14 protein-coding genes are annotated in these 23061 nt (G+C 39.9%); 4 read left to right on the forward strand and 10 right to left on the reverse strand.

Annotation, left to right across the window (positions count from 1 at the left end):
• The 4 genes from AB3G38_RS11315 to AB3G38_RS11330 all read right to left on the reverse strand — a co-directional run bounded on the left by AB3G38_RS11315 (window position 1) and on the right by AB3G38_RS11330 (window position 6869).
• Window positions 1-2388: an ABC transporter permease gene (locus tag AB3G38_RS11315; RefSeq protein WP_367868572.1), complete on the reverse strand. Its 2388-nt coding sequence runs from the start codon at window positions 2386-2388 to the stop codon at window positions 1-3.
• A gap of 2 nt (window positions 2389-2390) precedes the next feature.
• Window positions 2391-4763 carry an ABC transporter permease gene (locus AB3G38_RS11320; protein ID WP_367868573.1) on the reverse strand — a complete coding sequence of 791 codons (2373 nt, stop codon included), beginning with the start codon at window positions 4761-4763 and terminating at the stop codon, window positions 2391-2393.
• Between the two features lie 68 nt (window positions 4764-4831).
• Complete coding sequence (locus tag AB3G38_RS11325) at window positions 4832-5530, reverse strand: ABC transporter ATP-binding protein (RefSeq protein ID WP_068395383.1); 699 nt, start codon at window positions 5528-5530, stop codon at window positions 4832-4834.
• 94 nt (window positions 5531-5624) lie between these two features.
• Complete coding sequence (locus tag AB3G38_RS11330) at window positions 5625-6869, reverse strand: efflux RND transporter periplasmic adaptor subunit (RefSeq protein ID WP_367868574.1); 1245 nt, start codon at window positions 6867-6869, stop codon at window positions 5625-5627.
• Between the two features lie 220 nt (window positions 6870-7089).
• Here AB3G38_RS11330 and AB3G38_RS11335 point away from each other — a divergent pair, with 220 nt between their 5' ends.
• The 3 genes from AB3G38_RS11335 to AB3G38_RS11345 are packed head-to-tail and all read left to right on the forward strand — an operon-like array spanning window position 7090 to window position 10913.
• The gene (locus AB3G38_RS11335) at window positions 7090-8460 is read left to right on the forward strand and encodes a sigma-54-dependent transcriptional regulator (RefSeq protein WP_367868575.1); all 1371 of its coding nucleotides are present in this window, start codon (window positions 7090-7092) and stop codon (window positions 8458-8460) included.
• A gap of 3 nt (window positions 8461-8463) precedes the next feature.
• A complete protein-coding gene (locus AB3G38_RS11340; protein WP_367868576.1) occupies window positions 8464-9822 on the forward strand; it encodes a PAS domain-containing sensor histidine kinase in 1359 nt (452 codons plus the stop codon).
• 38 nt (window positions 9823-9860) lie between these two features.
• Window positions 9861-10913, forward strand: a complete 1053-nt coding sequence (locus AB3G38_RS11345; protein ID WP_367868577.1) for a 2Fe-2S iron-sulfur cluster-binding protein — start codon at window positions 9861-9863, stop codon at window positions 10911-10913.
• 413 nt (window positions 10914-11326) lie between these two features.
• Here the strand turns inward: AB3G38_RS11345 and AB3G38_RS11350 are convergent, their stop codons facing one another.
• Window positions 11327-12601 carry a glucose-1-phosphate adenylyltransferase gene (locus AB3G38_RS11350; RefSeq protein WP_367868578.1) on the reverse strand — a complete coding sequence of 425 codons (1275 nt, stop codon included), beginning with the start codon at window positions 12599-12601 and terminating at the stop codon, window positions 11327-11329.
• Window positions 12602-12609: 8 nt separating this feature from the next.
• The gene (locus tag AB3G38_RS11355; RefSeq protein ID WP_367868579.1) at window positions 12610-14016 is read right to left on the reverse strand and encodes a glycogen synthase; all 1407 of its coding nucleotides are present in this window, start codon (window positions 14014-14016) and stop codon (window positions 12610-12612) included.
• A gap of 224 nt (window positions 14017-14240) precedes the next feature.
• Here AB3G38_RS11355 and AB3G38_RS11360 point away from each other — a divergent pair, with 224 nt between their 5' ends.
• On the forward strand, window positions 14241-15044 hold the full coding sequence (locus AB3G38_RS11360) for a hypothetical protein (RefSeq protein ID WP_367868580.1): 804 nt from the start codon (window positions 14241-14243) through the stop codon (window positions 15042-15044).
• A 62-nt stretch (window positions 15045-15106) separates the two neighbouring features.
• Here the strand turns inward: AB3G38_RS11360 and AB3G38_RS11365 are convergent, their stop codons facing one another.
• The 4 genes from AB3G38_RS11365 to ppk1 are packed head-to-tail and all read right to left on the reverse strand — an operon-like array spanning window position 15107 to window position 23058.
• A complete protein-coding gene (locus AB3G38_RS11365) occupies window positions 15107-17701 on the reverse strand; it encodes a BamA/TamA family outer membrane protein (protein ID WP_367868581.1) in 2595 nt (864 codons plus the stop codon).
• A gap of 11 nt (window positions 17702-17712) precedes the next feature.
• Window positions 17713-20067 carry a GAF domain-containing protein gene (locus tag AB3G38_RS11370; protein WP_367868582.1) on the reverse strand — a complete coding sequence of 785 codons (2355 nt, stop codon included), beginning with the start codon at window positions 20065-20067 and terminating at the stop codon, window positions 17713-17715.
• A gap of 58 nt (window positions 20068-20125) precedes the next feature.
• Entirely contained in the window at window positions 20126-20995 is an 870-nt protein-coding gene (locus AB3G38_RS11375; RefSeq protein WP_367868583.1) for an SdiA-regulated domain-containing protein, read from the reverse strand.
• Window positions 20992-23058, reverse strand: a complete 2067-nt coding sequence (gene ppk1, locus AB3G38_RS11380; RefSeq protein WP_367868584.1) for a polyphosphate kinase 1 — start codon at window positions 23056-23058, stop codon at window positions 20992-20994. The genes AB3G38_RS11375 and ppk1 overlap by 4 nt, the downstream gene beginning before the upstream one ends.
• Window positions 23059-23061: the final 3 nt, after the last annotated feature.

Below are 23061 nucleotides of genomic sequence, written 5' to 3' on the forward strand. Positions count from 1 at the left end.
TTATTCATATTTAAGCGCATCTACCGGATTGGTTTTCGCCGCCTTATAAGAGCGGAAACTTACGGTAATCAGCGTAATCATCAGTGAAATAAACATGGCGGCTGCAAAAGGCCAGATACTAAGCGTAATGCGGTAAGCATAACCAGATAACCATTTTTGAATAAAAATATAGGCGACCGGCCAGGCAATCAGATTCGCCAATAAAATCAGGAAAATAAAAGTTGTATTCAGCATACTGACCAGCTCAAATACACTTGCGCCCAATACTTTACGAATAGCCATTTCTTTGGTTCTTTGTACTGCAACGAAAGAGATCAGGCCAAATAAACCGATGAAAGAAATAAATATGATAACCAGTGCAAATACTTTGAACAGCGTACCCATTACCTGCTCGCTTTCATAATATTTATTGATTTTATCGTCCATAAAATCAGAAGAATAAACATAGTCCGGATAATATTCATTCCAGATTTTCTCTGCATGCTTCATCACATCCGGAATTTGCTGCGCATCCATTTTCACAGAAAGAGCAGCATAACCATCTTTACGTGTCGTCATCAAAATAGGAGAAATTGATTCTCTGAGGCTCTTATTATTGAAGTCCTTTACCACGCCAACTACCTGAGCACGATGATCGCTTAAAATAATCATCTTCCCGATAGCATCCTGTGGATGTACAACCTTTAACTTCTTTAATAAAGTTTCATTCACCACATATTCACGGATCGTATCACTTTTAGTCAAAAATCTGCCAGCCAAAAGCTGCAATCCGAAAGTCTTCAAATAATCCGCATCAATAAACTTGATATTGGCTTGGAAATCTTCCATCACAGTGCCATCGTAATAAAATTCATTCGTCAGGTTACTTTCAGCAGCGGGCGCAGAATTACAAAAACTTACGGCTAAAACACCAGGCTCGTTCAGAATCCTGGTTTTAAGAATATCAAACTTCAGTTTACTCAAACTATCTGATGGAACATTGATCAGCGCTATTGCCGATGAATTAAATCCAAGAGGCTTTTCTCTCATAAATTTCATTTGCATCAGAATAACCAATGTACCAGTAACCAGTACAATTGTGATGGAGAATTGAACAACAACCAGCACCTTACGTAATATTCCACCACCATGTCTGATATTCACCTTGTTTTTAATAGCCAGCGCCGGACTAAATCCTGACATCACCATTGCAGGGTAAAAGCCGGATAAAAAGCCGACAAATAAGACCATACAAAGAATAAATACAAAAATGACCGGGTTCTCCAGCAGATTGAACGTTATTTTTTCTTTAAACAGAGCTGACATGCCCGGCAAAGCAATTTCTGTGATTGCGCAGGCCATTAATAATGCAATGAAAGTCAGCAGCATTGTTTCCGTCAGGAATTGGATCATGAGTTGTTTTTTACCACTTCCCATGACCTTGCGTACACCAACTTCTTTAGACCTGCCTGCCGCTTGTGCAGTAGCCAGGTTAATGAAGTTGATGCATGCGGTAATTAGCAGCAACACACCTATCGCTGTAAGGCCAAGCAGTTCACTTTTACTGGTTATTTTGCCAGAAAAATTACTGAAACGTTCATCTGTATGGATTTCATCAAGCGGTTGAAAAAGATGATCTGGTTTTCCAACTGTCTTTTCGACATAGTATTTTTTCAGGAATGCAACTTTTGGACGCTCCAGATCAGCAATTGTTACACCTGGTTTGAGTAAAATATAGCATTCAGAATCTGAAGATATTGATCCCCAGCGTTTTTGATTTCTATGTTCAAAGCTTGCATAAGAAATTGCAATATTAATCACATTACTATTATTCTCTGGAATATCAGCGAATACCCCGGTAACTTTAAGATCCTTATCATTTTTAAAATTGATAGTTTTGCCGATGGCCTGATGCCAGTCTCCAAAAAACCGCTCAGCCGTCTTTTGAGAAAGTGCGACTGTATTCGGCTCTTTTAAAGCCTGCTCCGGATTTCCGTGCAACCACTGATAATCAAATATTTTAAAGAAATCAGGCGCTGCATAAAATGCCCTGTCTTTAATCTTGACTTTCACATTTCCTTTGGAATCTTTGATTTTAATTATTCCCCATACCGATTCTAACGCAGCAACATTTTCCAGCATTCCAAAATCATTGCGCATCGCATTAGCTAAAGGCAAGGGCACTGCATTATCAAATTCTTCACCGCCAGCATAATATGCATGGCTAACTACCCGGTAAATTCTGTCTTTGTTTTTATACCGCTGATCAAAGCTCAATTGATAACTGATAAATAAATAGATCAGGATGCAGCCCGCCATACCAATAGATAAACCCGCTATATTAATCAAAGTATAACTCTTGTTTTTCCAAAGGTTCCTCAGGGCAATTTTAAGATTGAGTCTGAACATGATTATTCGTATTTTAAAGCTTGGACCGGATTAGTTTTTGCGGCTTTATAGGTCTGAAGACTTACAGTAATCAGCGCAATTCCTAAAGTGCCTGCAGCGACCAGTACAATGACCAGCCAGTTGATAGTTGTATGAATTTCAAAATTCCTCAGCCAGCCATTCATGATATAATTTGCAATAGGAATACCAATTACAATAGCGATCAGCACCATTTTCAGAAAACTTAAAGAAAGCAACTGCATCAGATGTGCTACAGAAGCACCCAGTACCTTTCTAACCCCAATCTCTTTTGTCCTTTGTTCCGCACTAAAGGCAGCCAGTCCGAATAAACCAAGACAGGAGATAAAAATAGCCAGTCCGCCAAACAGATTAGACAATACACCTAACACCCGCTGTGCATTCAATTTCCCCGCATATAAACGATCTACATAATTCACTTTTACAGGATAGGCCGGGTTAATTTCTTTAGTAATCTTCTCAATCACTGCCAGGTTAGCCGCAGGTGCATTTGCCGGATTTAAACGCATAATAACTGTTCCTCCCCATCCCTGGTAAAAACCGATGACCATTGGCCGGTCTACCTGAGCAGGTGAACCCCAGATAAAATCATCGAATACACCTACGATAGTTCGCTTCTCTCCATGATAAATAACAATCTGGCCAACCGGATTAACTAAATTCATCCTTTTCACAGCCGAACGGCTGACCATCACAGCTGCACTATCAGAAGCAAAATAAGGAGAGAACTCTCTTCCTTCCAGTAATTTTACACCCGTAGTTTTAATGAAATCATAGGTTGTAGCAATTTGATTAAAGGTAAACAGCTCATCAGCATGAGTAGATCCCGGCCATTGCATGCCAGTGAAATTTGAACCCTCTACAGTCATACTGGTTGAAGATTGTGCCAATGCAGTTATAGCTCCGGACTGCAATAATTTAGCTTTTAGTACATCGAATTGATTAACCAGATTACCATCCTGCTCCATTTCTACCAGTTCATTGACTTTGTAACCGACCGGCCTGTTTTTAATATATTGTATCTGCTGATAGATCACTGTGGTTGCAATAATCAATATTACTGCAAAACTGAATTGTCCGATGACTAATAACTGCCGGAAACTGATCAATTGTCCCTGGATTTTACCGCCTTTTTTCCGAAGGACCTGCACTGGATTAAAAGAAGATAAATAAAAGGCAGGATAACTTCCGGCAATCAGGCCGGTGAGTAAAACTACCGAAATCAGGCCAGCCCATAGCGCTGTATTTGAATAACTAATACCCAGTTCTATACCCAATAAGTTATTAAACGAAGGTAATGCCAGCTCAATAATAACAATAGCCATAATTGAACTGCAAAAGGTTAACACCAGTGATTCCATCAGAAACTGACTGATCAGGCTTCCCCTTGTTGCACCAATAGTTTTTTTGATTCCGACTTCTTTGGCTCTGCGTTCAGATTTTGCAGTGGCCATATTCATAAAATTGACACAGGCAATCAGCAAAATCCCAATACCCAGTCCCATAAATAAATGCACCTGTTCAATTTTTCCTCCAACACTCTTTCCGTGGACAAAATTACCATAGAGATGGAGTTTGCTTAATGGGTAAACGAAAGCAGAAGCTCTGGCATCAGGTTGTTTTTTCTCCATAAGCCCTTTGATCTCTTGATTAAACTGTCCGATATCGGTTGATGGATCCAGCCTGACCACAGTTGACCAGTTGAAATTAGTCCACATGGGTTGTTTTACCCAATCAAGCTGGGTTTCATAAAGTGACCAGGGCATCAAAAAATCAAAATAGACAGAAGTATTACCAGGGATATCTTTAACCACCCCCGTAATTTTAAGATTAAGCTTATTCTCAAAACGAACCGTTTGATTCAGTACATCCGTTGTCCCAAATAATAATTTAGCAGTAGATTCGGTAACAATTACATTATCAGGTGCATTCAGGGCAGTTTTCTGATCACCTGAAATAAAAGTATAATCAAATACATTCAATATAGCTGCATCCGCAAACCGGCCACTCTTTTTAAAACTTTTGGTTCCGTTGGCGATTAATTTCGGTCCTCCCCATTCATAACGGCTCATCGCTTTCACAGCAGGATAATTTTCCTTTAACGCTGGCCCGATCATATTTCCTGTAAGTTCTCCCGTGGCTTCAACCTTTCTGTGAATGTCCAGAAAATTCGTCATCACTTTATAAACATTTCCGGCATCCTTTCCCTGGTTATCATAGCTCTTTTCGTAAGCAACATACAACATCAGCAATAAGCAGGAAGCCAAACCAATAGCGAGTCCGCTGATATTAATTAACGAAGAAGTTTTATTTCTCCAGAGATTCCTTAAGGTGATTTTCAGGTTGAGTTTAAACATAAATGAGGTTCAGCTTTAATCGTCAGTGGTTCTTTTACAGGTTGACGCTTTTTAAATGAAAACGTTGCTTAAATAAGCTCTTCAGACCTTGCTTTATTTACTTTTTCAGAAATTACATGTCCATCTTTCAGGTTAATAATCCGGTTAGAGAAGCTTGCATCGTGCGAAGAGTGGGTCACCATGACAATGGTAGTTCCTTGTTCATTCAATTCGCAAAGCAGTTCCATCACTTCATTTCCATGAGAGCTGTCCAGGTTACCCGTAGGCTCATCTGCCAATACCAATTTTGGTTTAGTAACCAAAGCCCTTGCAACTGCTACACGCTGCTGCTGACCTCCGGATAACTGCTGCGGAAAATGGCCGCTCCGGTTTACGATATTCATCCTTTCAATCATTTCATTGACCAGGCGCTTACGCTCAGGTGCGGCAACCTTATTATAGATCAGCGGCAATTCGATGTTTTCAAATACCGTAAGCTCATCGATCAGGTTAAAATTCTGGAATACAAAACCCATGTTTCTTTTGCGAAAATTGGAGCGTTCTTTATCATTCATGGTCAGCAGTTCTGTTTCCAGAAACTTATAACTGCCACTTTCTGGTTTATCCAAAAGCCCCATTACGTTCAATAAAGTAGACTTTCCACAGCCCGACGGGCCCATAATAGACACAAACTCCCCCGCTTTAACGTGCATATTGATTCCATTCAGTGCGGTTGTTTCTACTTCTTCCGTTTTGTATACTTTTTCCAGGTTCTCAATTTTTATCATGATATGATGCTTTATATTTTTATGTCTTTTTACGAATTTTTATGTCTTTTACGAATTGACTTGCTGATTATTTAATTATACTATTGCTATTTGATTATTTACTGACCTCTACAATATCATATTGATTGAATTGATCATAAGAAGAAGTAATCACTTCTTCATCTTTCTGTAAACCTTCCATGATCTCATAATACAAATAGTTTTTACGGCCTATTTTTACGTTTCTTTTCTGAGCTTTACCATTCTTCAGCACAAATACCCATGAACCTCCGGTACTTTGAAAAAACTGCCCCTGTGCCAGTAGCAGAGACTTACTATTATCTGAAAGCGTAAGTTTTACTTGTAAAGATAATCCTCTTCTTAACTCATCAGGTGATTTCCCTTCAAAAACTAATTCTACCTGGAACTGCCCCGCTGTAACTTCAGGAATCACCTTTCTGACCGTAAGGCGATAAGTTTTCCCATTAAACTCACAATTAGCAGATTGCCCCTCCTTTACCCTGTTGATATAATATTCATCTACTCCAGCCTGTAACTTATACCCCTGCATCACATCAATCTTTCCAAGCATCTCATTGGCCGTATAAGATTTACCGATCACAGGGTCATAAGAAGATAATCTTCCCGAAACTGGGGCTTTAATAGTCATATTCTCTATATTTTTGCGGATAGTTTCCAGGCTCTCATTCATCCTGGTAACAGAAACATCAATTTGCTGTAACTGCATTGTCCTGCTCTGATTTTCCTGCTTAACTGCCTGTTTTAAGATTGCTTTTCTGTCTTTATTATATTCATAATCCTGGCTCGAAGTATTAAACTCTTCCCTGGTAATTACTTTATTCAGGAACAGCGTACTATCAATTTTATATTTCCTGCCCGCCGTTCTCAGTGTATTCTCGATCACCATCATATCCTGAGCCATTACCCTTTGATTTTGTTCCAGATCCAGACGTACCTTACGCAATTGATTAATCTGTTCTATAATACTGGTTTCGCTCGAAGTATAATTAGATAATGCATTTGGATTAGCGATTCTTAACAGCGGTGTACCTTTGACAACACTAGCCCCATTCTCTGTAAAAATTTCAGCTACCGTTCCCCCCTCCGGAGAACTGACAATTACCGAAGTTAAGGGTACTACACTCGCATTCAATAAAACTACATCCTCAAAGTCACCATATTTAACTTTACTTAGCGTGAGTTTATCTGCATCAGCTTTATAAACCTTATTCAATGACAGCTTATATCCATATCCCACCAAAGCAGCTAACAAAATCCCCCCCGTAATCATTAATATCTTTTTAGTACTGAATCTCTTTTTTTCGATGATCTTATCCATGATAACTATTGTAATATCTATGTGGCCTTAAGCTAAGCATATGCCAAAGCAGAAAAACATATTTAAATAACTAAAAATCAATAACTTAAATCATTTTAATAGAAAAATACCGTTCATTATCGGACACCTGTTGTACAGCAACGGACAATTCCGCTATTTTTGTCCAGCAGCTCTTTAAACTGACCGGATTACCCATTAAAGCTGCCTAAAATCTTACAAAATGACAGAAGCGAACGTTTTAGTAATCGATGACGATGATGATATCCTGTTAAGTGCAAAACTTTTTCTGAAGCAGCATTTCAACCAGGTTGTTACCTGTAAATCACCAAAGGAGATCAATGTTCTCCTGAGCCATAACGAAATAGATATCATTCTGCTGGACATGAACTATCAGAAAGGAGCCAGCAATGGTCGTGAAGGACTCTACTGGTTAGAACATATTCTATCTATTGATAAAGATTATGTAGTTATTCTGATGACCGCCTATGGCAATGTGGAGCTGGCTGTACAGGCGATCAAAAAAGGTGCAACAGACTTTATCCTTAAACCCTGGGAAAATGAAAAACTCTATGCAACACTTTCCGCTGCCTCTAAATTAAGGCAATCCACTAAAAAAGTCAAAAAACTAGAAAAGATAAACACCTCTATCCAAAACGATCAGGCGCGTAAATTTGAGCATATCATCGGCACTTCCGAACCTATCAAACAGCTACAAAACACCCTGATCAAGGTAGCCCCAACCGATGCCAATGTATTAATTCTTGGAGAGAACGGTACCGGAAAACAAGTATTCGCCTACGAACTCCATAAACACTCCCTCAGAAAAAACCATATTTTCATGCATGTCGATTTAGGCTCACTCAATGAAAATCTCTTTGAAAGTGAACTATTCGGTTACGCCAAAGGTGCATTTACAGATGCGCGCGATGACCGTCCCGGCAGATTCGAACTAGCCGATAACGGAACTATCTTCCTGGATGAGATCGGGAACCTTTCCTTGCCCCTGCAATCCAAACTTCTTACCGTACTGCAAAACCGGACAGTGACCCGTTTAGGAGAGAGCAAAGACCGTAAAGTAAACGTAAGGCTTATTACTGCGACCAATATGCCTTTGAACGAAATGGTTACCAAAGGAACCTTTCGTCAGGATTTGCTTTTCCGGATTAACACCGTAGAACTGGAGCTTCCTCCCCTGCATAAACGCGCAGAAGACATCATACAGCTCGCTAATCATTTTTTACATATATTTAGTACAAAGTATCATAAAAACATCACCAATATCACTGAAAAAGCAGAAAAGACCTTATTAAACTATCATTGGCCTGGGAATGTCCGGGAATTGCAGCACGTTATTGAACGTGCCATTATCATGGCCGATGGTAAAGAGATTACAGAACTGGATTTACAATTGAGTCCACAAAGATTCGGTGGCACCTCTCCCATGCCTGTAACGCTCGACCTGGAAGAAATGGAGAAAATGATGGTACAAAAGGCCATAGAAAACCACAAAGGAAATATATCACGTGCAGCAGCAGAACTCGGTCTGACCCGTGCAGCCTTGTACCGCAGAATAGAAAAATTCGGATTATAGCTTATGTTTTATCAACGTTTCACTTTCAGGCTGCTCCTTAATCTTTTGCTCATCAATTCGCTGGCTCTGCTGCTGACTTATCTGATACTCAAAACCCAGCTTTGGTTTACCATTGCCGGTGTCTCCTGTATGCTTTTGATCAGTATCATTTCCCTCTATAACTATATCAATCAGATCAGAGCTGATATCAAACGTTTTATACTCGCTATCAAAACCCGTGACCACACCTTAAACTTCAGAAATAAAAGCACCAAAGGCAGCTTTCCTGACCTTTACAGCTCTTTTGATGACATCATTAAAACCCATAAAGACATCCAGCTGGAACAAGACGCTATGTTTCAGCTCATTAAAACCATCCTTCAGCAGGTCCCCGTAGGTGTAATCGTACTCAAAGACAACAATACCGTACACGAACAAGCCGAAATCTCCTTCTTTAACGAAGCCGCGGCGGCCTTACTGAAAGTACCCGCCTATAAATACTGGCATCGCCTGAAAGAGCACCTTCCACTTTTCGCTGCTGAAATACAGCGCATAGAAAAAGGCGGCAAAAGATTCCTTGAATTAAAAATCCAGGATAAACTGATCCAGCTCTCTACCGAAGTCATCCCGATCAACCTTTACAATACCAATTACAGAATTATCTCTTTCCAGAACATCAAGGATGAAATTGAGCAAAAAGAAATAGAAGCATGGAACAGGCTCATCGGGGTAATCTCCCATGAAATCCTGAATTCCATTACCCCGATCAGCTCCCTTTCCGATACCGTCAATACGATGGTCACTAACAAAGACTCCCTGAATAAAGAGGAGCTTGAAGACCTCAAACCTGCAATCCAAGCCATTAAAAGGCGTTCTATCGGCCTGTTGGACTTCGTCAAAGACTACCGTTTAATTGCTGAACTGCCGACCCCCGAACTCGAATCCCATAGCATCGGTGAGATCCTGCAACACATCCAGATTCTGATGCAACCCTTTGCTTCTGCAAAAAACGTCAAACTAACTGTGGGGCAAACCTCTTCAAAAATCACCATCAACATAGACTTAAAACTGGTAGAGCAGGCCTTAATCAATCTGATCACCAACAGCATCCATGCCCTGGAAGACACCACTAATCCTCAAATAGAAATAGACTACCGCCTGGAACAAAACAAACTCTTTATTGACGTTACTGATAACGGTAAAGGAATTGAACCAGAACTCGCAGAGAAAATCTTCGTCCCATTTTTCACCACCAGGAAAAACGGTTCCGGTATCGGTCTGACCATCACCCGTAACATTATGAAAATGCATTACGGCAATCTCGAAGTCAGCTCAATACCCCAGGAAAAGACCATCTTCTCCCTCGTTTTCAATTATGTTTAAGCGACCCTTTATAAAATAAATCGATAGATTTGCATCCTATGACTACCCTGCAATTACGTATTACTGAAATTTCACAACGTCCCGGAAACAACGTCTTCATTCAATTTGAACCCGTAAATGGCCTTCCACTAATCTATGAAGCCGGACAATTCCTGACCGTACTCTTTCAGGTTAACAACAAAGAAATCAGGCGTTCCTACTCCATTTGCAGCTCACCCGCAATAGACGAACCCCTTAGTATTGCAGTAAAACTCGTAGAAAACGGAGAAATCTCTAAATATCTCCACCACAAAACAGCTGTCGGAGATATCCTGAACGTACTGCCCCCAACAGGAATTTTCACTTACACTCCTGTCAAAACCATCAAACGTACCGTATTTCTCTTTGCAGCCGGCGTAGGTATTACCCCCATTTATTCCATTCTGAAAACGGCCCTGCTACAAGAAGAAAGCTCAAAAATAGTACTGATCTACAGCAACCGTTCCGCCACAACAACCCTTTTTTACAAAGAACTGAACCAGTGGCAAAAAGACTACCCCGAACGCTTTAAACTAATCTATCTATTCAGCGACTCTAAAAACCTGCAACTCGCACGCCTCAACAGCTTTGCATTCCACGATCTTTACAACTCCAACATCCAGTACGACCAATACGATGCCCTATGCTACACCTGCGGCCCCATTGACTACATGGTGATGTGCCGCATTTCCCTTTTAGGCTTAGGCTTCCGTATAGACCAGATAAAAAAAGAAACCTATTTCATCCCCGAAGATGAAGCAGACGACGACGACATGACCGAGAAGGTCATCAAAGACAAAAACACCTACACCGTCATCCTTGAATTCAATAAAAACGTCTACCAATTAGAAGTACCCTGGTATAAAAGAATCCTGGAAGTGGCTCTTGCGCATAACATCAATGTACCCTACAGCTGCGGAGCCGGAATATGCAGTTCCTGCGTAGCTTCCTGCACCCAAGGCGGCGTCAGAATGGACTATAACGAAGTCTTAACCGATGAAGAAATAGCAGCCGGAAGAGTGCTGATCTGTACAGGGCACCCTACCCAAAACAACACTAAAATTGTAATCTAAGACTCCACCAAACTCTATATGTAAAAGTTCTGTCTGATCTATCACGCTAAGGTTCTGTATAATTCTATGCCTTAAAATTCTATCAAATTCAAAACTTGAATTCGCATTTAATTCTGGATTCTTCCAAAAAATCATTAAGAGATAAGCGATCCATAACGATATCTAACCAGCTAGCCATCAACAACAAGTAATAAGCGATCCATAACGATATCTAACCAGCTAGCCAAATTAACCAACCACAAAGTTGTGAAATAAGCGATTGCGTTGTAAACTGATGAAACGGTTATCGGGAAAGGGTTAAAATCTGAATCAATAAAAAAAGGTTAAGCAATTTTCTGAGCCTCGGATCCCTCTTCAGGGAACGCAAGCCAGAAAACTGCTTAACCTTTTTTTATTGACCTTCAGGAGAACCCCTACCCAATCACCGTTCCATCAGTAATTACTGCATCCTTCTTCACAACCACAATACCATCCTTAACCGCATAACACTCAAAATCCCCATCCTCTAAATGAACCCCACCATTAATCACTACATCATTCCCAATCCTGCAATTCTTATCAACGATCGCGTTAAAAATCTTGCACCTGTCGCCAATTCCAATCAGCGGTCTTCCCGCAGCATTTTCCTCCGCAATCTCGGCAAGCGTCTGGTACCTGTCACTACCCATGATATAAGTATTCTCTACAGACGTACCATTACCAATCCTTGACCTGATACCAATCACAGAATGCTTAATAAGGTCCGCATTTAAAATACAACCCTCCGCAATAACCGCTTTCACTAACGAAGTACTTAAAATCTTGGTTGGCGGCAACATCCTTGGCCTGGTGAATATACTCTGATTACTATCAAACAAATTGAACTTTGGAATATCATCCGTCAACCCTAAATTTGCCTCAAAGAAAGAGCAGATATTACCAATATCCGTCCAATACCCCTCATACTGAAAACTCAGTACACGCTGCGTCTTTAACACACGCGGAATAATTTCCTTACCAAAATCCTTTTCCTCAGGATTCTCCGCAAATATCTTCACCAGTAAATCCCTGTTGAAAATATAAATACCCATTGACGCCAGGTAATTACGACCCTCAGCCTGCATTTCCGGCCCAGTATCAGAAGCCCAGTCCACCAATAAATCGGCACTCGGTTTCTCAATAAAAGAAGTAATTATATTTTCCTCATTCGCCTTTAAGATACCAAAACTCGTTGCATCCTTAGCCGTACTCGGGATAGTTGCCAAAGTCACCTCTGCCCCACTCTCCTCATGCGCCAATAACATCTCGTTAAAATCCATCTGGTACAGCTGATCACCCGATAAGATCAGGACATATTCAAAATCATGCTGCAACAAATGATGCATCGTCTGACGCACAGCATCAGCCGTTCCCTGAAACCACGTTGGATTATCAGGCGTTTGCTCTGCCGCAAGAATATCCACAAAAGCATCACTGAAATGGCTGAAATGGTATGTATTTTTAATGTGCTTATTTAAAGAAGCCGAATTAAACTGAGTAAGGACAAACATGCGGTGAATACCAGAATTCAGACAATTAGAAATAGGAATGTCTACCAAACGATATTTCCCGGCAATTGGAACTGCGGGCTTAGAACGGGTCTGCGTAAGCGGCGATAATCTGGAGCCCTGGCCACCGCCAAGGATAACTCCTAGTACTTTTTCAGTCATATGATAAATTACATTTGGTACAGATCTATATATTGTTGGGCTGCCTTATCCCAGGAGTGATCCAATTGCATGGTGAACTTTAAAATTTCCTTTATCTGTTTCTTATTCTGATAAAGGTCATAAGCTCTTCCAATCGCATGTCCAACATCCTCTACACTTGTTTGGTCATGGCAAATACCAAACCCACCATCACCTATATCCACCACCGTATCTTTTAAACCACCTATTCTTCTTACAACCGGTACCGTACCATAACGCAAAGCATACATCTGATTTAACCCGCAAGGCTCTACCCTTGAAGGCATCAATAAGAAGTCCGCTCCAGCGTAAATCTGGTGAGATAACGTTTCATTGTAACCAATATAAGCGTTATAATTTCCGGGGAACCACTCCTTTAACTCCATCAATTTTTCCTCAACCTCAGGATCACCCGATCCCAATACAAGAATATTTATGTTCCCATAGCTATGTGCTAAAGAATTATGGAAAATTGCAGGTAATAAATCCGCCCCTTTCTCTCCTACCAGCCTGCCAATAAAAGTAAACAGCGGTTTTGAAGGATCTAAATTAAAAACATCACATAAGGCCGCTTTGTTTGCTTTCTTTCCACTTTCTACCGTCCTTATCGTGTAATTTTTTGTTAACATAGGATCTTTCTGCGGATCCCATACTTCATTGTCTATACCATTCAGAATTCCGGCAGACTTTCCCCTTTCACTTGCTAAAAGACCTTCCAGCCCATTTGCATTGTAACTGATTTCTTCCAGGTAACTTGGAGAAACTGTCGTTACGCGCCACGCACACTTAATAGCTGAAGCCAGTGGATTAATATCTTTTTTCCATTCCAGCAATCCCGATCTCCAAAGATCAAAAGCTGGCAGGTAAGCTAACTTATCCCATCCAAATTGCCCCTGATATTGTGCATTATGGATAGTTAGTATAGTCGGGATATTTCTAAGGTCTTTATATTTCTCACAATTGCCCGTCATAAATGGAACAAGGCCAGTATGATGGTCATGACAATGGATTACATCCGGACGATGCTCCCACTGGTTAATCCAGTCTAAAACAGCAATCTGGTAAGCAAGAAAACGTTCAGTATCATCCTCATAGCCATACACCTTATCACGGTCTGTGAGTCCGGCAATATGAACAAGATAAAGATCGAAACCCAGTTTATTGGTTTTTTCTCTAAAGATACGAACAGGAAAATGACGGGTTCCAAGATTGCCCCATCCATCATACACCACTTCAAATTCGTTTTGCAGCAGGAATGAGTTGTTATAAGCCGGCATTACCACCTTAGCATAATGGCCTAGTTTAGTTTGATATTTTGGTAATGCGCCTACTACGTCCCCTAATCCGCCAACTTTAGCTATCGGATAACATTCTGCACTGAGATGAATTATTTCCATAAATTATTGGAATACTGAAATAAGAAGCTGTTTAAATTTGCTATTAAAATATGAGTTATAACCCAAATAAGTGCAGTTTGTTTTTCATTAAATTGTATTATTTTTTTTCAAAGCCTATCAGGCTTATTTTGTTATTGTTAGGATATTTATTTAAATAAATAAACATTATATGGAAATACAGAAGTAAGTTGAGGTTTTAATTAAATATTAAATTTATTATTGATATGGAAATTCACAAAAGATGTTTATCGATCAGCCTGATCTTTTTACTAGGATGCCTGGGCTGTAAAAAGAAAGATGAACCTGTTCAGTCTCCTGAAATTATTCCCCCGGTAGTGGAGACTGGAAACAGAAAATTAATTCCGGTACAGCTCGGGAGCGGCAAGTCCAAAATAGTCATTAACTATACCCCTTTGTTTTCTATACTGAAGATCACACACGAAGATGGTGGAAGTATAGCAATCACTTATGACAAGATGGATAAACCGGTGGAATTAGAGCGGCTTAAGAATAATGAGCCTGTTTCTGGTACGAACTACGAGCTGGATGAAAAAGGCAGAGTAATCAAGGGTACCACGTATAAGATCAAGGGAAATAAATATACACAGACCGGGTTTTACGACCTAGATTACGACACTAACAATCAAGTCATTAAAGTTAGTTATTTCGATGCAAATGACCGAAAGATTGCTGAACAGGAGAAAAAATATAATGAGACCGGCAGCCTGACTTTTGAAAAAGGCATTACCAATAACCTGAATTATGATTATGACCTCAAAAATGGGTTATTTAAACAGAGCAACTATATATGGTTACTGCAATTGGAAAAAGAGAATAACCTTTTCCCTTCCGGAATAAACCTCTTCCTCTCAGAACGCAATAACATACAGCAATGCAATGACCTGTTAAACCCCGGTATGAATCAAAGTTTCAATTACGTTTTTAACAAAGATGGTTATCCTGAAACTATCAATTCAACCGTAGATGGTGTGAAAAGTGTTATAAAGGTGGTATATAAAGAACTCTGACAGACTCAACAGGTGCAGGACTAATTATTGAATCAGCACTGCACCTGTTTTTTTATAAAATCTTAGAAATTAAATCCTACTGAGATATAAGGCATCGTACTTTCTTTTGAAAAACCTACTGCTGCCTGGATCAGGATTAAATCTGCCGGAACAATGTAAATGCCACCACCATAACCGTGGTGCCACTGGTTGGAAGTTTGTCCCGGCACCCATACACGGCCCACGTCATTAAAGCCTAAAAGGCCCAGTGAACCTGGTACAATGTAAGAAGTAAAGTCAAATAACTTCAAACGCAGATCAAGATTGTAATACAACATAGACTTCCCAGTAAAGCGGTTGGTATGAAAACCACGAAGATTATGCACCCCACCTAACTGCATTTGCTGGAAAAATTCAGGATCCCCAACCGTTGTACCTCCACCCAAACGGTTCGCAATCACAAAACCAGATTGTCCCGGATTCATATAATAACGGAACTCTGATTGTATTTTTCCATAACGTTCATGATCTCCGTTAAGCTGCTGATTAGCAGTAATCCTGGTATTCCAATACATTCCCTTTTTAGGAATAGAGATATTATCTCTGGAATCATATTTCACTTCAGTAATCAGACCTGCATAAATACGATCTGAGAAAACTGATTCTTCCGGATTACTCTGGTTAAAGTCATTCAGGAACCGCTTTTCATTCCCTGAACGGCTGCTGGTATAGTATTCAGTAGCCAGTCCGCCACCAACTGTCCATTTATCTGCTTTTTTATAAGCCTGAAAATCTGCCGTCAGGTAATCATATCGGTTACGGTAATAGGACATCCCTTTAGGATCCTCTTTGATAAACGCAGTTTCATTACCCAGGCCAAAGAAGTTACTCAGGTTATTTGGTCCCAGCAGGTTCGCATTGACCTTTAGATTAGTATTTCCAATCGCTTTTTTAAAATCTCCGGCGTAATTTAGAATAAAGGATTTACGGCCCGTTGAATAATCTACCCAAAACTCCTGATGAGAAGCATAAGGAGTTCTTCTGAATCCCTGTTTCTCCAGTATCAGCCCTACGCCTGCCTGTATTCCCTGGTCAATATTATAATTGACATGAAACAGCGGACCAAACTGATCAAATACAAAACTTCTTTTATTGTACTGATTTACAGCTGTATCCGTTGACAAACGAAGTTTAGCCACACTAGCAGCTGGAATTTCATTGTCCTGATCTGAACGGTCATAAATATAAGTATTGGATTTATGGTTCAATGCTTTATCGATTACAAACTGATCATTGCCATCTCCACCAATCATCCGGACTTTGACCGGGGATTTAGTTTCTCCGGTAACTTCAAAAATATCGTCCCCTCCCATTCCATACAACCTGATTTCGTGAGTTAACTTAGGATCAAAAGTACGGTGATATAACTTTCTGCCTGTTTCACCACTCTTTTTAATATTGCTGACCGTCAGTTCTATATTTCCATTTTTTTTATGCTTCACCTCAAAATACTCTCTTTTGTCGGAAGCCGGAATTTCAACTGTAGCCGCAAGGAAACGATAATAAGTCATTGCACTTTTCTCCAGGTTATCTTTCCTGGCAATCATGATTTGCAGCGTCTGCTCTCCGCCCTGAGCAAAAATATCAGCTGGCATCAGCAGCATTGATTTCCGTAAAATGGCAGGCGTCAGTTTCTGCTGTACATATTTGATTTCTTCCTGCCAGTCTTTTTCACTCAGTCCGCTCAGGAAATACCTGTCAAAATAACGCTGATAAAAGTTCCACTGGTCAACCGCTCTGATATTTGGTTCATAAGGCTGATGTTTAGCATTGAGCCATTGATGAGATAGAATCCACGGAAATACACCAGAAGACTTAAAAAACACTTTATCCCGGTCACGCGGAACAGGAACATATTCCTTATCTCCCTTGTTATCTTCCAGTTTCAGCCATCTCCAGTTATCCTCATGTCTGTCCCAGTCTCCTACAATAAAATCAAGCAATCTTGCTCTCAATACCAGTTTTTGGTTGAAATGGATATCATTATCCTCTTCTGCTTTTCGCTGCGCCTTGATAGTATTATCACTTTTCTCATAACCGGTTGGCATCCGTTCTTCCAGCAAATAAACCGCATTGGCAAAATCCTTTCTGTACTGCCCCAGTGCAGGATCATCTCCAACATATACAATTTCGGGATTCGCATGAGGAAGGTCAAGCACATCGGCCAGCGGAGGAACGATTAACGCAGAATAAGGATGACTCGTAGAGATCTGATCCTGTACAATATCTTTTGCAATCGTTGCTCTCAGATTTTCAGGTAAGCCTCTTTCAGAATACTTTTGTACCGTTCTTAATACCCATTCCCTGCCCGAAGCATCCTCTAAACGCATCGAACGGGTTTGCATCCCACCGCCCATTTGCAGGAATTTCATTCCGCCATGTTCTTGCTGCAAATCAACAATCCGCATCTTTACAGGCGTAGCCCATTGTTTACGGTAATTCTCCCCTAAAAAGAAACGGTGTGTTTTGGATACCGCGTCATATTCAGGAGCAATCGCTATGGTAATAGAATCCTTTGTACGCTGAAGCTGGGCATTTGTCAATAGTGGAAAACTAAAAAACAGAGCAGTTAATGATACTGTCAGGTTTATCCTATTCTTTCTGGAAATTATGATCATTTAATCTGTTTTTAAACTGCAACTGTTACGCGCAATGCTTTAAGTCCTTCCACCCCCTGTAATTCTTCGACCTCCAGGTACTCCACCTGATCGGTCAGTAAGCCCTGTTGCTGTAATTTATGGATATAAAGCATATATTCATCTGCCTCTGAACCATTAAAATAGACAATTGCTATTTTACCCGGCTGCGTCAAACGCTCTGAGCTTTCTTTGACATGTGCTTTATCAATCCTTTTCTTCACCATCTGATACCGGATATTGTAACTTCCCTCCACATCAAATCTTTGCTCATCAATACGGAAACTAATGTCAATAATCTTCTCATAAACAAAGATTAGCTGTGTCGTTTCCAAAGGAATTGGCAAGGTTGGTTTCAGCTCATGTGTGAGCCTGGTAATCTCCGCAATAGCTTTCAGTTGTCTCAACCGGAAATCAGCTACCAGCTCATCGCCAAATTCTCTGTCAGGAGCAATCGAATGCCCCAGGTAAATATCAAACTCAACCCCATCAGTTCTGAATTTCTCAAAATAACAAGGATGTTCCTCTTGTAATTCCGCGTTGAACTGATCCAGATGTTTATTCACTGCATGGTTGATCGCCTGCATACTTTGCTCATAATTATCCCTGTTTTCAAAGATCTTTCCTCCCTGGCGTGTCAGCTCAAAATATTCATTAATAATCCCTTCAGCTCCAGGATAAATTTCTTTAAGCACATTCAGATACGGAGGAAGCTGATGTTGTAAATAATCATCAGTTTTCATGATTTCCCGGTCAGAGATTTCATCAAAACCTTTATGGTCCCAGGAAGAGTGCTGTCTTGGAAAATCATCCTCTACAATTTCCGGGATAATAGCTTTCAGGTTTCTCAATGCACTTTCCAGGATCTCAAAATGTGCAAATAAATCTTTCCTGATCATCAGGTTTCGTTCAATACTAGAATTCCTGATATCAATTGCCCCATAAAAAGGATGAACATCCTTAAAATAAACGGATTCAATAGGGAGGTTTTTCTTCCACTTTCCAGATTGCATATAATGGTAAGCAACCTCGTTGAAACGCCATTTCACAGCAGATTGAAGGGCTGTAAATTTATCGGTTACAATGGCCGTGATCTCGTTGTTAAAATCAACAATGATATTCTGGTAAAGCTGGGCAAGTAAAGGAAACGCACTCTCAATTCTGGACAAAGTATTGCCATTGAAAGCAGTGCTGTCTTTCGTATAAAGTTCCAGACAGCCTATAAGTTTAGCATTGTAATACAATGGAAAAATAGCATAAGACTTAATTCCAGCATCCGCAACCAGCGTCAGCATTGGAAAAGTGGAATACTCTTCTATATTAACCTCAGGAAAGATCAGTCTGCGCGGGTTGGCCACAAAGTCTTCTACGAGTTTAGAATATTCCAGTTCACTGATCCCATTTACTTTTGCCTGCTGAATAATTACACTTTGAAAACCTTCGTGAAAGTAAGGTAAGACCTTATCGTTCAACTTCAGATAAGGCAATAATCCGAAGGAGATCTGATCACTGCCCACTAAAGACTTCAATGCCGTCGAAATTGAGGAAGTACTCCATCCTATCTGACATTGGTTATGTGATATAATAGCATTTTTAATAGACTCTAAAGCATATTCTGCGGTAATATCTACTAAGCTTACAATAGAAACCCCTTCCACACGGAACATTTCTGAAGGCAGCAGCGTCATTAAGGTATCCAGGCTGTTAGTTTCATCCTGCATATACTCCTTTACATTTTGAAGCGTTAGTTCCGGTAAAGGTTTAATACTGGTCACTTCTACAAAACGGGTATCTACATTTAATTTATAATATTTTAATAATTGCGTATCGTGGTCAATGATTGATTTGATCACATGCTGATCTGTTCCCAGGCTAAAGTTGTAAAACTTTTGCAACACCAGGTTGTACAGCGTGGTCAGCATCGTCTTTTGCATTTCCTGTTGAGATGGTAAAGCCAGATCTGTATTCAAACCTTCCTTTTTATCATCCATCAGCACTTTATAAAAAGCATTTGTACCGTAGTGAAAACAAGGGCAAACCGGTTTACTTAAAGCCCAAAGCTGTTCTTTTTCTTCATTGATAATCGGCGACAGCGCAGTATAAATCAATTCATACAAGTGATTGTATTTAGTCACATTGGCAGCAGGAATTGGATCCTTCAATTCTGGAAAAGCAGAAAATTCCCCCAGCAGATAGTTATAGAAATTTATTTTGGCTGTCTTTTCTACCTTAATCTTTTCCGTCAGAAAAGTGATAAATGGTTTCAAGGAAAGCCGGATATCAGCTTTCATCCCATTTACTTCATCTCCGCACACGTACTTGTTAAAGTCAATCGTTATTGCCTGCATTTTTTGTTTTCAATTATAAGAGTCATTAATTGGCATTCATATAAATTTAATCAGATTCTCAGGGTTTACGCTTAAACTTTAAAATATTTCCAGAACTCAGTTCATCACCTTCATTAGAAATGTACAAGTTCATCTGGTTATCAAAAGCTATTCCTTCGGGCTGAGCAAAAATAGCAGAATTTAACCGGTGTACGCTTTTAACTTTCCAGTCCGGACTGGCTACAATCAGCAGCTTATTCACCGAAGAAAGAATATACCAATCTCCTGAATGCGGATCTTTTGTTAATGCGGAAGCTTTCAAACCAGTTTTCAGAATCTGTCCGGAAGTTACCAGCCCGCTAAGGTCCATAGAGAAATTGCCAGAAGCAATCAATTCATTTTTCGCCGGATTATAAGTAAAAATAGAACCAGACATCGTCTGGTTTTTTTTATCTCCTTTACAGTTTTTACACAGCAGGTAAACCTGGTTGGTTTGCTGGTCGGCATAGATACTCTCGTATTCACCATCCGGAAGGATATCGTTCCATTCTTTAATTTTTTTCACTTTCGGCTGAATAGCCGCTGTAAAAGGAAAAGTGAAAAGTGTGCCATCACTTCTTAAGATAATGACTGTCTCATTTAAAATTGTCAGATCTTCATAATCTCCCTTTTTACCAAAAATTGCATGCTGTTGTTTTTTATTTCCCCAGGCTTGTCTGTAAAGGCGGCCTTCCTCATCCTGTATAGAATAGACAGTATCACTTTTGCCTTTGTAAAAAGCAATTCCAGAGATTTCGTGCAAACTTTCAGGCATGATAAATTTCTCAGGATGATTGAAATCATATCCTTTAGGGCTTGAATAAGATTGTTTTGCAGGCTTACAGGCATAAAAACCGATCAAAATCAGTAGTGGCAAAAGGTAACTCAGCTTTTTAAGAAATGCTTTCATGATGCGTTAAGTTCAATGGGATGTGCAGTAGTAGTCTCTTTCAGAAAATTATAAATAGCATGTTGAGAGCGGATTTTAACTTCACCAGCGCAATAATTATTTTGCAACTCTGCGTTAAGTTCAACCGCCTGAACAGTATCGTTTAATTGTAAATTTAAGATTGTTATCAGTTTCATTTTTAATTCCTGGTCGCAGATAGGAAAACAGACTTCTATTCTTCCATAAATATTCCTGTTCATCCAGTCGGCCGATCCCATATAAACCTCTTTCTCCCCGTTGTTATGGAAAAGAAAGATCCGGCCATGTTCCAGGTAACGATCTACGATACGTTTCACCGTAATATTTTCACTTTGACCTTCAATTCCCGGGATCAGACAACAGACACTGCGCACAATCAATTGTATTTTTACTCCTGCAGCTGAAGCTTCATAAAGCTTGGAAATTAAGACGCGCTCCTCCAGGTTATTCATTTTGATCACAATTCCACAGGACAGTCCTTTTTTGGCATTGCTGATTTCACGGTCTATCAATGCTATAAATTTCTGCTGCAAATTGAATTGAGCCACTAATAAATGTTCAAAATTAATAGCGTCTTCCAGCTGTGGTTTTTTCTTTTTCTTATTCAGGAAACCAAATAGCTGTTTCAGCTCTGCGAGCATGGCCTGGTTAGCCGTCAATAAAATATGATCCGTATAAAAACGTGCTGTTGATTCGTTCAGGTTTCCTGTAGCCAGCAATCCGAGATAATGACTTTGATTCCTGACCGTTCTTTTAACCAGAGCTACCTTTGCATGTACTTTCAGTTCTTTGTTGCTATAAATGATTTTTACGCCCGCAGCTTTCATGCGGGAAGCCCATTTGATATTATTAGCTTCATCAAATCTGGCTTTCAGCTCCACCATTACAGCAACCTTTTTCCCGTTTTTTGCAGCCGTCATTAAAGCATTCACAATCCTGGAATTGTCAGCAACCCGGTAAAGCGTCACATAAATTTCTTCTGTGAAACTATCATTTGCAGCTTCATTAAAAAATCTTAATATCGGATCATAGTTCTGATAAGGCACATGAACCATCAGATCCTTTTTAAATATCTGCTCAAAAAGAGTTTCTTCCTTTTTGAGCAGCAGACCTGGCAATGCCGGCCACTTCGGATAGTTTAATTCTGCTTCATGGAGTGGGAAATTACTCAGATCTTTCATATTGTGGTAATACCCACCCGCTACAACCGAAGAATTGGCCAGATTAAGTGCGTAAATAATCTTGTAAAGATGTCTTAGTGGTATTCCGGGCTGACATAAAAACCGGGTAGCTGTACCCAGATCCCTTTTCTTTAACTCTTTTTCCAGCGCAATCGTGATATCTTCATCCAGATCTTCGATTTCTTCTTTAAGATTCATCTCCGCATTTCTGGTGATTTTAATATTAAAAACCCCTTTGATCTCTTCGGCAGGAAAAAGATAGTCCAGATTATTTCTGATAATATCATCCAGAAAAACAACATATTTCTGATCCTCTTTATTGACAGTATACAATCTTGGTAACGCGTCAGAAGGAATGGTAATCAACTCCAGACGCTCTATACCAGCCGCGTCCGACAGGATCACCGCCTGGTATAACCTGTTATTTTCAGCAAAGAAACCATCTTCATCCTTCGCTACTGAAAACAACCTGATGTAAGCCAGTACCTCATTAAAGAAAATCCGGGATAATTCGTCTGTTATAGATTCAGGAATCACTTCATTGTATAACCAGTGGATATCTTTTGCTTTTAAGGCCGGTAAAAGATGATTTGCCAGTAAATGCCCGAACCTTTGCTGCTGCTGATTGATTAAAAACTGAGCTTTATAATAGTTATTATTTAATCCGGTACTATCGTCAAAATTATCAATAGCCATCAAAACCGGCATCCTGACGCGGTAAAATTCATCCAGATTGGAAGAATAAATAGACAGAAACCTGATGCGTTCCAATAAAGGGACCTGCTCATTTTCGGCTTCCATCAGCACACGCTCATTAAAACTTAACCAGCTCAGATCACGGTTAAAAAAGGTATATTCTGTCATCGT

This window comes from Pedobacter sp. WC2423 (assembly GCF_040822065.1).
Taxonomy (GTDB): domain Bacteria; phylum Bacteroidota; class Bacteroidia; order Sphingobacteriales; family Sphingobacteriaceae; genus Pedobacter.